The 14,478-nt window shown below is 34.4% G+C and carries 7 protein-coding genes and 2 other annotated features; of the genes, 4 read left to right on the forward strand and 3 right to left on the reverse strand.

What is annotated here, in order from left to right:
• The first annotated feature begins 119 nt into the window (after positions 1-119).
• The 3 genes from A3M9_RS0109890 to A3M9_RS0109900 all read left to right on the forward strand — a co-directional run bounded on the left by A3M9_RS0109890 (position 120) and on the right by A3M9_RS0109900 (position 9,126).
• A complete protein-coding gene (locus tag A3M9_RS0109890) occupies positions 120-7,358 on the forward strand; it encodes a DUF11 domain-containing protein (RefSeq protein WP_027309084.1) in 7,239 nt (2,412 codons plus the stop codon).
• Positions 7,359-7,498: 140 nt separating this feature from the next.
• Positions 7,499-8,086 (forward strand): zinc dependent phospholipase C family protein, encoded by a 588-nt coding sequence (locus A3M9_RS14255; RefSeq protein WP_051350695.1) that lies wholly within the window; start codon positions 7,499-7,501, stop codon positions 8,084-8,086.
• A 53-nt stretch (positions 8,087-8,139) separates the two neighbouring features.
• The gene (locus A3M9_RS0109900) at positions 8,140-9,126 is read left to right on the forward strand and encodes an asparaginase (protein ID WP_027309085.1); all 987 of its coding nucleotides are present in this window, start codon (positions 8,140-8,142) and stop codon (positions 9,124-9,126) included.
• 312 nt (positions 9,127-9,438) lie between these two features.
• On the opposite strand, the gene proS is transcribed toward A3M9_RS0109900, so the two are convergent.
• Complete coding sequence (gene proS, locus A3M9_RS0109905; protein WP_027309086.1) at positions 9,439-10,881, reverse strand: proline--tRNA ligase; 1,443 nt, start codon at positions 10,879-10,881, stop codon at positions 9,439-9,441.
• Between the two features lie 77 nt (positions 10,882-10,958).
• Positions 10,959-11,171 (reverse strand) — a binding site (T-box leader).
• A 178-nt stretch (positions 11,172-11,349) separates the two neighbouring features.
• On the opposite strand from proS, the gene A3M9_RS0109910 reads away from it, so the two are divergent.
• Positions 11,350-11,763: a DUF3842 family protein gene (locus A3M9_RS0109910; protein ID WP_027309087.1), complete on the forward strand. Its 414-nt coding sequence runs from the start codon at positions 11,350-11,352 to the stop codon at positions 11,761-11,763.
• An 11-nt stretch (positions 11,764-11,774) separates the two neighbouring features.
• Here the strand turns inward: A3M9_RS0109910 and A3M9_RS0109915 are convergent, their stop codons facing one another.
• Positions 11,775-12,284: an ECF transporter S component gene (locus A3M9_RS0109915; RefSeq protein WP_027309088.1), complete on the reverse strand. Its 510-nt coding sequence runs from the start codon at positions 12,282-12,284 to the stop codon at positions 11,775-11,777.
• Positions 12,285-12,461: 177 nt separating this feature from the next.
• Entirely contained in the window at positions 12,462-13,853 is a 1,392-nt protein-coding gene (gene asnS / locus A3M9_RS0109920; protein ID WP_027309089.1) for an asparagine--tRNA ligase, read from the reverse strand.
• A gap of 71 nt (positions 13,854-13,924) precedes the next feature.
• Positions 13,925-14,142, reverse strand: a binding site (T-box leader).
• Between the last annotated feature and the right edge of the window lie 336 nt (positions 14,143-14,478).

A 14,478-nucleotide genomic window follows, 5' to 3' on the forward strand; every position in this document is an offset into this window, starting at 1 on the left:
ATTATATGTTAACAAAATAAAAAGTCTTCTATAAAATTTTAAACCAATATTCTCCCATTCATCATAAATATAAATAATGAATATAATAATACGAGAAATAATAATAATGGAGGGTAAATATGGCACTATCTCCATCTGAATTTGTAGCAAATATGTCGCCACAACCTTTAAAGATTGTACTTGGAAAAACTTCTACCTTAAACCTTACCTTCTCAAACACAAGCCTTGTGGATAGAGGCTACAACCTATACGTTGAACTAACTATCCCAGATGGTTTTTCATTCTACTCAAGTAGCATTTCTCCTACAGAAGTTATAACCAATCTTGACGGTACAATCACAGTAAAGTGGGTTAACATTAAGGATCTTGCTCCAAATGAGCTAAACTACACCATATCTGTTGAAATAAAGTCGGATGAAACCTTTAGAAGCACATCACTTCCAGTTCCCTTTGATATACCAGTTCCAAATTTAAACCTAACTGCAAAGGTTGATACACTCCCAAGAGGAAACGACGACCCTGGTAATATAGAAATTATAAAAAGTGTCACAAATAATATAATCCCATTAAGATACAACCTAATTAAAAAAGGTCCCGGTAAAATGCCAAAGGGTGCAGGACTAATTCCAACACCAAATCCTCTTTGGCCATTTACCTACACATTGATACTTGATAACAACACTCGTGAATCATCTGATATAACATTAATAGACAATCTTCCAAATGGAATTAGATATTTAAATAATATTACTGCAACCGGTCCTAACGCATCAAGCTTTTTAACCCCAACCGTTACAGTACCCTCACCTTCTCCAAACTGCAAAAACTATACAATAATTGACTGGGGAAGCAAAACACTTTCTGCTGGAAGCACAAATATAATAAACTTTGATGTAGCAATATGGGATAAATACTCTACAGGATGTGTTGAAAACTCTGGTAGTAAGATACCCCACGATACTCCTTTAATAAATACTGCAATATTAGATGGTCTATCCGGCCCTGTAACTGCAAACCTAACTACTATTGCAAAGGATATAACAATAGATAAATCCATTTTAGGTTCATCTATTACAGACGTAGGACTTACAAATTCATATAAACTTGTTTATAAAGTAAATCAATACGACAACGTAAACAATGTTGTAATTGTAGATGTAATTCCTGACGGGATGGAATACGTTTTAGGCTCAGCAAATCCATCTCCTTCATCTATTACAATAAATCCAAATGGAACAACCACACTAACTTGGAATTTAGGTAATCTAACAGCCGGTACAACAGGTACAATAACATTCCAAACACTAACTAAAGCAACCTATGTAGATAGTAGCCCTGTTGCATCAAACGATAGTTTGACAAACAATTCAAACGTAAATGGTATAAACTCAAATACACTTTGGCAGACACCAGATAGTTCTTCAGTCACTTCATTTATAAAAAAACCTTTTATTGATAAGCAAATTCTTGGATACTACTACAAAGACGGTACTCCAAAACCATATTCTGTTGCATCACCTGGTGACTTAGTAGAATTTTCTATAAACTATGATGCATCAACTTTAAATGCTACCCAGCTTAATATAGAGATAGACGATTATGCCCCATACAATATGGGACCTTTGCCACCATCATCTATTACCTACAGCGGAACTTTACCTGGGCCCTTTAGCCCTTATACAGTATCGCCAAATGGTTTTAGATGGGCTTTAGGTAATTTACCTGGTGGCACAATATGGACTGCAACCTTTAAAATTCCTGTTTTAGATATACCTTTGAATACTGTAAAAAATAATCTTGCAAAACTTGCAGGAAGAAATAGTTTAGCACTTTCCTATAGCGATAGAGACCAGATTGAGGTAAAATTTGGAACACCAAATATCGAATTTGATAAATCTGTTTCAGGTCCTAATGTAAATGCTATTAAAGCTGGAGAAGTATACACCTATACCATAACAATTAAAAACACCCAAACCTTAGATAACCTTACAACCGATGCCTTTATGATGACATTAACAGATGTAATACCCGACGGTCTTGTATATAATGGAAACTACACTATTACAGGTACAGGAATCTATGACACTCCAACCTTTGTTGGACAAAACGTTTCAATGCTTATAAGAAAACTTGCACCTGGGGATAGTCTAACCTTTAGTTATGAAGTTTTAGTTACAAACTCTGTAGTAAGCGGTCAGGTTTATATAAACAAAGCCATCCTTACAAGACCTTATTCACAGATGGATATGTCCTATCAATATCCTGGAGACCCCTTTGAGGATTCAACAATTCTAAAGACCGAAAGACTAAAAATAGTTAAAACTATAAACCCTGCCTTTGTTAAAGTAGGAGATATTGCAACCTATATACTTGAAGTAACTATCCCTAAAGGAACTATAGCATATAACGTAAAGGTAACAGACACCTATAAGACACCTGAACAGGTTTATGTGGGAAATGCAACACTAAACGGTATCCCCATTACACCTACTGTTACACCACCAAATGTAGTCTTTCCAACCATACCAATAATAGATGCAACAGCCAATGAAGTTAAGCTAATTTATTCATTTGATATTAGAGTTATTTCTGCTGCACACGTATCACCATTTAGTGAAAACCAACCTAACACTGCAAAGGTTGAATGGGATGTTGATACACAAGGAACTCCTGCAATCCCAGAGATAGTAACTCAAAATTTAGTAGTAAGAACTCCAAATATCATTGCCACAAAGGAACAGAGAAACTACACCCAAAATGGAACCTTTAGAACTGCAGATTTAAGCTTTAATGTAGGAAATATTATTGAGTATAGAATTACCGTAACCAACAACGGACTTGAAACAGCCTATAACACCATCGTCACAGATGTATTAAATCCACTTTTAAGCTTTGTTCCCTTAAGCTTCAATGCAACATTAGGTACTCCAACCTATTCAATGGGAACAGTAACTTGGACAGTTCCTGAGCTTCCACTTGGTCAGTCGGCTACACTAACCTTTAGAGTAGAGACTTTACCTGGCTTTGCCGCGAACTCATCAACTTCAAATAAGGCAACATTTATATATAATACCAACAACAATGGCTATGGTGTTGAATACAGCGGCACCTCCAATACCGTTAACCTTATTGCTCCAAACTTAACACTTGTAAAAACTGCATCGCTTCTTCAGGCTGAAATAGGTGATGATATAGAATATACCCTAACTGTTACAATACCCTATGGTGTTTATGTATATTCACTAAGGGCAAGGGATACACTACCAACAGGACAGACCTATATTGGCCCTGCAACAAGACAGCAGGATGAAGGTCCTATTACACCTATAACTCCTTCTGTTGTTGGGCAAGTGGTAACATTCCCTACAGAACCAGACCTTTATTCCTATCCAAATCCAATAACTATAAAATATAGATTTATTGCAAGGGTAATAAGTGGAAACCATACCCCACCATATACCCAAACTCAACAAAATCAATCAAGAATAGACTGGGCACTTGTATCTGGAGGACCTTTAATTAGAAATAGAACCTCAAACTTAAATATAACAGTAAGAACCCCAAACATCGTAGTTACAAAAGAACAAAGAAACTTTACACAAGGTGGAAGCTATACGCAAAACCCAATAACCTCAAATCCAAATGATACTATATACTATAGGATAACTATTAACTCAAACGGTGCATCACCTGCCTATAATATAAACCTTAGTGATATTTTAGATTCTAATTTACAATTTATCTCAATAATAGGTGCATCATCTGGAACAGCATCCTACTCTGCAGGACCTCCTGAAACAATTAACTGGAATATACCTGTTTTAAACAATGGTTCTTCGGCAACCCTTGAATTCTCAGTTAAAATAAAATCCCCAATTGCAGCCTCAAGCTCAATAACAAACAAGGCAACCTCAACCTATGATTCAAATGATGTAAACCCTGTAACCTATAATGCAGATTCAAATACTACAACCATAAATATACCTGCACTCACTATCACCAAGGAGGCTGTACCAAATCCTGCAAAGATAGGAGATGAAATAACCTACACTATAACCATTCCTGTTCCTGAAAATATTGTTGCCTACAATTTGTTATTAACTGATGTTTTCCCATCAAAGCAGGAATATGTAATAGGTAGCTTTACACGAAATACAATCCCTGTAGCTCCAACAATTGTAGGAAATACAATAACCTATCAAGAGACAGCTCCGGTATATGGACCAACAACTCTAATATACTCCTTTAAAACTATTGTTAGAGATGGAAAGACAGAGGCACCTTATACAGAAATGCAAAGAAATAGTGCTTCTATAAAATGGAACTTAACTGAAGGAGGCCCATCTGCACCTATCGTTTCAACCTTTGTAGATGTTGAGGTTAGAAGCCCTCATATAAAGATTGAAAAGTGGCAAAAGAACGTAACAAAAGGCGGAGATTTCACCAAAAATCCTATTTTTGATGTTGAGGCAGGAGATGAAATACACTATAAACTAACAATTACAAACGATGGTTTAGCAGATGCCTTTAATGTTATAACAACCGATATACTTTCAAGCTATCTAATATTTTCTTCAGTAGTACCTCCTCCACCAACAGGTACTGTAACTCACATTGCTGGTACAGTTACTTGGACTGAATCTACTTTAACAGTTGGAGAAGCAAAAACACTTATATTCTCCTGCACAGTTAATTCAAACCCAACACCGGGTGAGGCTGTTGAAAACTTTGCAGAGAGCCTATATGATACAAATACAGTAAATCCAAAAACTTTAGGCCCTGCTTTATCAAATAAAGTAACCTTCAACTACGCCTACCCTGAGATTACAAAAAAGGTAGATAAAAATGCTGCCCTTGTTGGTGAAGAAGTTGAATATACAATAAACGTATCAGTTCCTCTTGGAGTAAAGATATATAATGTAACTGTAAACGATATACTACCAATAGAGCAGAGCTATGTTCCATTTACTCTAACTAAAAATGGTGTAAATCTTGGTGCTGCCACTTTAACCTTCCCTGTTGAAACTGAAATAGATGCCCAAGTAGCAGAAGTCTCCATTGAATACAAGTTCAGAGCAAAGATAAACAGTATCACAGCACCTCCTCAGCAAGGACAAATAAATACGGCTAAACTTGATTGGAAATACACTCCACTTGGTCCAAGTGGTCCACAGCAAACAGCAACCTCAACCGTTTATGTATCAAATGCAAACCTAATATTAACAAAATCCCAAAATAATACAACAACAAATCCACTTAATCCATTTACAACCGATGATATAAAGGTTAACGTTGGAGACTTGGTATATTATGAACTTAAGGTATATAACCCCAACACCTATGCACTTGTTAATGTGGTTGCAACTGAAATAATTAATCCTATATTATCATTTATCAGTATAATTGCAATTGACACAGGAACACTAACTGTTTCTTCAGGAAACCTTGAATGGACTATCCCATCAATTCCTGCAGGTACCGAATACAAGGCAGTGATTGCCCTTATAGTAAACTCTGGTGCATTTACAGGACAAAGAGTTCCAAATAGCTTTAATGCAACCTTTGCTATACAAGGTGCAACACCTCTTGTTTACTATGGTCCAAAGACTTCAAATACTGTCTATGCCGTTTTAGGTGAACTTGGTGTTTTAAAATATGCATCAGATAATACCTTTAAGGTTGGAGATATAATAACCTACTTTATAGAAATAACTGTGCCCTATGGAACAAAGGCTAAAAATATAAGCATAATAGATACTCTGCCATCTAAACAAATTTATTTAGGCCCTGCAATTTATAACTCAACAACATTAACTCCTATATTTTCTAATGGTGATATCATATTTAACATTCCACTTGTTGATGCAACATTAGAGGAGAAGAAAATAACATTATCATTTAATGCAAGGGTACTTGATGGAAACAACTTAGAACCTTATATTGAAACTCAAAGAAATATCATTAAAGTTACAAGTGAAATAGATGAAGAAGGAACACTAAGCCCTAAGATAGAAAAATATGTAGATGTTGAAGTAACAAGGCCATTTGTATTTGTTACAAAAACCCAAAGAAATATTACTCAAGAGACAGGTTATACTACTAATTTAATGTCTGTTTTAGCCGATGATATACTTGAATTTAGATTAACAGTCCACAACTTCGGTTCATCATCTGCCTACAATATTGTAATTGAAGATTATATATCACCCTATTTAGAATATACAGGATACTATGATGCACCTATTGGAACAGTAATCTACCTCCCACTACTTCGAAAAATTCAATGGACGATTGATGAACTTCCAGTAAACACAGTAAAATCTCTAATATTTAGGGTTAAAGTTGTGGGAGGTATTCCTGCAGGTGGATTCTCTAAAAATAAAGGAAGCTTTATATACTCCACAAACAATACAACCCCAATAACCTATCCAAAAGAAGATACCAACGAAGTTATTCAAAAATTCCCTGATATTGAAGTTAGTAAAATTGCAGATATATACTACACTACAGTAGGAACTATCATAAGATATACCGTAACCTTTAAACTTCCAAAGGGAACAAGTGTAGTAAATGGTCAGTTTACTGATATACTCCCTATAGGCCAAACCTACGTCGGAAATGCAACTTTAATGGGACAGCCAATAGAACCTGTTTTAATAGAAGCCCAAAAGGTTGTATTCCCTGTTGTACCTTATGCCTATGCAGAGGAGGACGAATATTATAACTACGCCTTTGATGTATCTATTTTAAGTGCAAACCCAAACCCTATAACCTTAATAGATACCCAGCAAAACTGTGCCTATGGAGTATGGTATCTATCCCCTGAGGAAATAGGCCCTGGAATTCAGATTTGCACAAACATTTATGTAACAAACTCAGAGATTAGTCTATCAAAGGAACAGAGAAATTTAACAAAACAAGGGGAGTTTACACCCAATAACATCGTAGGTTCACTTGGGCAGCTTGTTGAATATAGACTTGTTATTACAAACAATGGACCAAATCCAATTTATAATGTAAATGTAAGCGATGTTCTAAACGATGATTTAAAATTTATTGAAGTTGTCTATGCAGAAGGTACAGTAACCCACACAGGTGAACCAAGCGATGGAATAGTCTATATTGATATTGACAGTATGGGCGTAGGAGAATCAAAGACATTTATATTTAAAGTAAAAATACTAAGAAGAGCCCAAGGAACTATAAAAAACGATGCAAAACTAACATTTAAGCTTTCTCCAGAGTCGGATATAGTATTTGAAGGAGTAAAATCCAATACTGTTATAATAAACAACCAAGGTTCTGGAAGCCGTGGAGTATCTATTAAAAAGATATTAGAATTAAATAACACAAATTAAACTTATACCCCCTGAAGATTTTCAGGGGGGTTTTTATTAATTTTTATAAATAACTTAAATTTAACCTAACCTTAAATCTGACTTATCTTAGAGAAAATAAAATATAATTAAAGAATTAATATTTTACAGGATGTGAGGTTATGTTATCTGCAACCCATAAGTTAATAGGCAAATCAATTATTAATAATATTATTGAAAATTTTAATATTGCTGTTGACCAAGAATGTTTCTTGAATGGATGTTTAAAGCCAGATTATTCTCTCCCCTTCTTTTTTATCCCCCACTACAAAGATAAATCCTTTGATTATATTATAAAAATGTTGGAAGAACTTATTAAACATAGTTTTACAAGCAATAAAAATATAAAAAAATTTTATACTAAGCTTGGGATTATTACACACTTTATTTGCGATTACTTCTGCTATGCTCATAATAACAAAAAATTTGATAATATGTTTTTGCATCTTAAATATGAAAAGACTCTTCACATCCATTTTGAAGAATTATTAAACAATAAATCATATATTTCCCCCTCAAGAGATTCCCGCCCCATTGAAGTTTACTCCCTAAATAATCTTATAAATTATATAAACAATATGCACAAAGAATATACATCAGCTCCCCCTTCAATGGAAAAGGATATTTACTATGCACTCGAAGTTTCAAATTATACTGTAAATTTCATTATAAACTACATTAACAACTACCATAAATATAATGTAGCATAAAAAAAATATATGATATATAATAAAATTAGAATAAGTCTATAGGGGGTAAACTTATGAAGAAAGTAGCTGTTGTATTTAATGGCGGTACTATTTCAATGAAGGTAGATCCAAAACTTCAGGCTGCAGTGCCAAGCTTAAGTTCAGAAGAAATAATGGCAATGGTAACTGGTATTGAAGGTTTTGCCTCAATTGAAAGCTTTACTTTTTCTAAACTTCCAGGGCCACATATGACTCCTGAAAAAATGCTTGAACTATCAAAATACATAAAGGAAATACTTGATAGAGATGATATATCAGGTGTTGTAGTAACCCACGGAACAGACTCTCTTGAGGAAACTGCCTACTTCTTAGACCTAACTATAAACTCTGAAAAGCCAATAATTGTAACAGGAGCTATGCGTAATAGTTCAGAACTTGGATATGACGGCCCTGCAAACCTTGCAGCATCAATTTGTACAGCAATTTCAGAGGAAGCAAAGGGAAGAGGAGTTCTTGTATGCTTTAATGATGAACTCTTCTGTGCAAGTGAAGTTACAAAGAGAAATTCAATGAGTTTAAATGCATTTCAATCACCTTTATTTGGTCCAATTGGAATAATAGACAGCAATAAGGTCATATTCTATCGCAACAGCATTAGAAAACAACATATCGAAATAGACAATGTAAATGCAAATGTTCAGCTCATCAAATGCGTGACAGGTATGGATTCCACTTTAATAGATTACTGTATTGAAAAGGGAACAGATGGATTTGTAATAGAGGGAATGGGAAGAGGAAATGTACCTCCTAATATGGTATCAGGGATTAAGAAGGCCATTGACTTAGGAATTCCTGTTGTAGTTGTTTCAAGATGTTTTGAAGGACGTGTCCTTGACAGCTATGGATATCCAGGTGGTGGACGCGAACTTAGAAATTTAGGCGTAATATTTGGTGATACTCTACCAGGACAAAAAGCAAGAATAAAACTAATTGTAGCACTAAGTAAAACAAGGGATTTAAATGAGATAAAAAGAATATTTGAGATGGAGCTATATAATTAAAAAAACGGATTTTAAAATACTTGGAGTATTTATAAATTAGCCCCATAAAGGATTTCTTAGGCATTCGTTTATTTCGCCAATCAAATCTAAGCTTTTCTTTGTTTGAAAAAGTCCTACCCTCGCAATGTCATCGTCCTGATGACTGCTCGGCTCGGCACATCCTGTGCCGAATTACGGACTTTTCAAAGCCGAAAAGCAAGATTTGCTAAGGCTTATAAAAGAGCCATATATAAAATCCTTTATGGGGCTTCTTCAAATTTCATCTAATAAATATGCTTATTAATATTCTTAAATACTATTTATGGAACTTTTTTAATATGCTCTTCCCCAGTAAACCATATGCTTTGCTATCTTTCCACAGCATACGCACTTGTCACTTAAAGTTTCTTGCTCAAATGGTATGCATCTTGAAGTTGCACCTGTTTCTTCCTTTATCTTATCCTCACATTCTCTATCTCCACACCACATAGCCTTTATAAATCCAGGCTTGTTTTCAACTATATCCTTAAATTCCTCCATATTTGTTGCTACATAAGTGTGTTCATCCCTATTCTTTCTTGCCATTTCAAGCATATTATTGTGTATATCATCAAGAAGCCTTAACACTTCTTGTTCTAAATTATCCATTGAAACTGAAATTTTTTCCATCGTATCACGTCTTACAAGTACAACTTGATTCTTTTCTATATCCTTTGGTCCAACCTCAAGTCTTACAGGAACACCCTTCATTTCGTATTCTGCAAACTTCCAACCTGGCATCTTGTCTGAATCGTCAAGTTTAACTCTAACAACCTTTGAAAGTCTTTCCTTTAGTTCATTTGCCTTATCAAGTACACCTTCCTTATGCTGTGCAATTGGTACTATTACAACTTGAATTGGTGCTATTCTTGGTGGAAGTTTTAACCCATTATCATCACCGTGAACCATTATTACTGCACCAATTAATCTTGTAGTAACTCCCCAAGATGTTTCATATACATACTGTAATTGTCCATTCTTATCAAGGTATCTTATATTAAAGGCCTTTGCAAAGTTATCCCCAAAGAAGTGGGAAGTACCTGTTTGAAGTGCCTTTCCATCGTGCATTAAGCTCTCAATTGTATAGGTTGCTCTTGCTCCTGCAAACTTCTCCTTCTCTGTCTTTCTCCCCTTTATAACTGGTATTGCAAGTACTTCTTCGCAGTGTTTTGCATATATATTTAACATTCTAATTGTTTCTTCTTCTGCCTCTTCTGCTGTTGCGTGGATAGTATGTCCCTCTTGCCATAAAAATTCAGTTGTTCTCAAGAATGGTCTTGTAGTCTTTTCCCATCTTACAACAGAACACCATTGGTTATATAGCTTTGGAAGATCCTTATATGATTGAACTATCTTTGAAAAATGCTCACAGAATAGAGTTTCTGATGTTGGTCTAACACACAGTCTTTCTGCTAACTCTTCACTTCCTCCGTGAGTAACCCAAGCAACCTCTGGTGCAAAACCTTCAACGTGTTCTGCTTCCTTTCTTAAGAGGCTCTCTGGTATAAATAGAGGCATATAAACATTTTCGTGTCCTGTCTCTTTAAATCTTGCATCTAAATCCCTTTGAATATTTTCCCATATTGCATATCCATATGGTCTTATAATCATACATCCCTTTACGCTTGAATAATCGATAAGTTCAGCCTTTTTTACTATGTCTGTATACCACTGTGCAAAATCTTCATCCATTGATGTTATCGCTTCAACAAGCTTTTTATCCTTTTCCTTTGCCATATTATCTCCTCCTTAATTTTTATGTATTAATTAAAAAAACCTTTGTTTTCTCGATAAAATAAAAGCCTCGAATCCCTAAAAGGGACCGAGGCAAACTTTCGGCGGTACCACCCTAATTAATATGCAAATGCATATTCTCTCAAATGGATAACGGAAAAACCGCTGCAGCCTACTTTAACTTCGGTGCAGAACTCAGAGGTGGGTTCAAAATCAGTCCTTTAGGAATTCGCACCAACCATTCCCTCTCTGAAAAGGAACTAACTTTTACTATTCCTCGTCATAGTCTTAAATATTCTATTTCTATATTATTTTATCATATTTTAATTTGTTTGCAACATTGTTTTTAAACAAGATAAATTTCACTATCATAGGACATACTATAACCTTTAAATTTAAATTATAATCTTGTTTTCAAATTTTAATTCATATTATTTATTTTTTATAGTATTATAGTTATGAGGTGGTTGTATGATAGTTGCAGTTGTCGATGGACAAGGTGCTGGAATTGGTCAGGCAGTTATAAAAAAAATAAAAAAGGAGTTTGAAGATAAAGTTAAAGTTGTTGCTTTAGGTCTTAACAAAACAGCACTTAAAAATATGCTAAAATCCGGTGCAGAAGAAGGAATTATAGGAAGCAAAAACATAAGTGAATATATACTCAATAATCAGATAAACTTTATAATTGGCCCTATTGGAATACTTTGTGCTGGTGGAATCTGTGGAGAAGTTACATCCACAGTTTCAAAGGCAATATTTAATTCACCTGCAACAAAATTAATTATTCCTCTTCAAAAACACGGCATATACATACCTAACACACAGGATTTATCCATAAAGGAATGCATAGAGGTATTTATAGAAAAAATAAGGGAGCAAATATAGCTCCCTTATTTTTATACAAGATTATACTTTTCAATCATTTTCACAACAAAAGGAATTACAATAAACTGTATAATAATTCCCCAAATACATTTTACAAAGGATGCAGTTATGAACATATTTAGAACATACTTTTTTCCCATTGATGTTAAAAGAATATAATTTGCAGTACCAAAAACCAATCTTCCAAGAAGCATAGCAGAAATCAATGCTGCAAATAAACTTACCCTTCTCTTCTTGTATAAATATCCTGATATAAATCCATAGGTTGCAAGCTCAAAGGCCATAGCAACTGCAACCGGATAAATAGGTGGCATACCAGTTAGTATAGAACTTAAAAATGGAGTAACAAATCCAATAAGTGCACCATATTTTTCTCCTAATATAAACCCACAAAGTAGAACTGGTATGTGCATTGGTAAGAATACATTACCTGGAAGACCACTCATATGAAATATACTTGGTATAAGAAGACCAAGTGCCAAAAATAAAGCTGCAAGTACTAAATTTTTTATTTTTGACATAAGAACCCTCCTTTAAATTGGAATAAGTTATATGTGATATGGCTGCCATTAAAAATAAAAAAGGTAGAGCAAAACGCCCTACCTTCGTGGTAAGCTAATTGTTATTAATAAAGAGACTCTGATGAAGCCTTCGTGACTTCTTATATATTATAATACATATTCATTTCTATTTCAATATTAGAACTCACAATTTCCTGGTGTTCTTGGGAATGGTATAACGTCTCTAATGTTACCCATTCCTGTTAAATACATAATCATTCTTTCAAATCCAAGACCATATCCAGCGTGCTTTGTTTCTCCATATTTTCTAAGCTCTAAATACCACCAGTAGTCTTCTTTTCTCATTCCAAGCTCTTCAATTCTTCTAACTAAAACATCATATCGTTCTTCTCTTTGGCTACCACCTATTATTTCTCCTACACCAGGAACTAAAAGGTCTGCCGCTGCAACAGTCTTACCGTCGTCATTTAATCTCATATAAAAGGCCTTTATATCCTTTGGATAGTTAGTTACAAACACAGGCTTTTTAAATATTTCTTCTGTTATATATCTTTCGTGTTCTGTTTGTAGGTCACATCCCCACTCAACAGGATATTGAAATTCTTTACCTGATTTCTTTAAAAGGTCAATAGCTTCTGTATATGTTATTCTTGCAAACTCTGAATTTAACACATTGTTTAATCTATCCAATAGTGTATTGTCTATGAAATTATTGAAAAATTCCATTTCCTCTGGTGCATTTTCAAGTACATAGCTTATTATATACTTAACCATATCCTCTGCTGTATCCATATAATCATTCAAGTCAGCAAAGGCCATTTCAGGCTCTATCATCCAGAACTCTGAAGCGTGTCTTGCTGTATTTGAATTTTCTGCTCTAAAGGTTGGTCCAAACGTATATACCTTTTTATATGCAAGGGCAAATATTTCTGCCTCAAGCTGACCACTAACTGTAAGGTTTGCTTCTCTTCCAAAGAAATCCTCTGAAAAATCTATGCTTCCATCCTCTTTTCTTGGAATATTGTTTAAATCTAATGTTGTTACTCTAAACATCTCACCAGCACCTTCACAGTCACTTCCTGTGATGATTGGTGTATTTACATAAACAAATCCTCTTTCTTGGAAGAACTTGTGTATAGCAAAGGCTGCAACAGAACGTACTCTAAATACAGCAGAGAAGGTATTACTTCTTGGCCTTAGGTGTGCTATTGTTCTTAAATACTCAAATGTATGTCTCTTTTTTTGTAGTGGATAATCTGAACTTGACATACCCTCTATTATAATCTTGGTTGCTTGAACCTCAAAGGGCTGTTTTGCCCCTGGAGTTTCAACTAACTTTCCTTCTACAGTTATAGATGAACTTATTGGAAGCTTCTCAACTTCCTTAAAGTTTTCAAGCTTTTCATCAAAAACTATTTGAAGGTTCTTGAAAAAGGTACCGTCATTTAATTCAATAAATCCAAAGGCCTTTGATGATCTCACAGTCCTAACCCAACCAGATACTCTAACATCTTGGTTTAAATATTTTTCACTCTCTCTATAGAGTTGCTTTACTTCTACTGTTTGCATAAGCTACCTCCTTTTATTTTTATGTTTATTATAATAACTCATTATTTACATATAAAAAGCTCTTCATCCCATAATGGGACGAAGAGCCAATCTTCGCGGTACCACCCAAATTGCCTAAAAGGCCACCTCTTTGTGGATATAACGCTCCACAGACGTCTTAGTCTACTCTCAAAGGATTTCGGTAAGAGACTCCAGGATGTTCTTCAGCCTAAGTCCAGTACCAGTCTTCCACCACCACTGGCTCGCTTTAACCTTCTCTTAAGCCTACTCTTCCCTTCACAGTCTTTATCATCTTATTATAAAAATTATATTATTAATAATTTCATTTGTCAATCAATTATAAATTCATCCAGAGATTTCGCAGTAAAATTCCAGTAGAATTTTTATTTTTACTGAAATTATATCTTATTACATCTTATTGAAGAAATGGTATTCCGCCATCCCTGTAGATTATAAAAATAGTTATAACTCCCCCTACCCCAAGAAATTTAAATAATTAATTTCCAATTTTATTGTTGCATTAAGTTTTTTCAAATACTGGGTTATTCCAGGTATCTTCTATTGTAAATCTCTCATCTCTTATATCCTCAATAATATTTATTTGAAGCATTCTTTTCTTTCTAAA

This window comes from Caloramator sp. ALD01 (assembly GCF_000472625.1).
Classification (GTDB): domain Bacteria; phylum Bacillota; class Clostridia; order Clostridiales; family Caloramatoraceae; genus Thermobrachium; species Thermobrachium proteoclasticum.

Excerpts from the sequence above, each read along its gene's own strand:
- A3M9_RS14255 (WP_051350695.1), top strand. The coding sequence starts at position 7,499 with ATGTTATCTGCAACCCATAAGTTAATAGGCAAATCAATTATTAATAAT.
- A3M9_RS0109915 (WP_027309088.1), bottom strand. The coding sequence starts at position 12,284 with ATGTCAAAAATAAAAAATTTAGTACTTGCAGCTTTATTTTTGGCACTT.
- A3M9_RS0109910 (WP_027309087.1), top strand. The coding sequence starts at position 11,350 with ATGATAGTTGCAGTTGTCGATGGACAAGGTGCTGGAATTGGTCAGGCA.
- A3M9_RS0109900 (WP_027309085.1), top strand. The coding sequence starts at position 8,140 with ATGAAGAAAGTAGCTGTTGTATTTAATGGCGGTACTATTTCAATGAAG.
- A3M9_RS0109890 (WP_027309084.1), top strand. The coding sequence starts at position 120 with ATGGCACTATCTCCATCTGAATTTGTAGCAAATATGTCGCCACAACCT.
- asnS (WP_027309089.1), bottom strand. The coding sequence starts at position 13,853 with ATGCAAACAGTAGAAGTAAAGCAACTCTATAGAGAGAGTGAAAAATAT.
- proS (WP_027309086.1), bottom strand. The coding sequence starts at position 10,881 with ATGGCAAAGGAAAAGGATAAAAAGCTTGTTGAAGCGATAACATCAATG.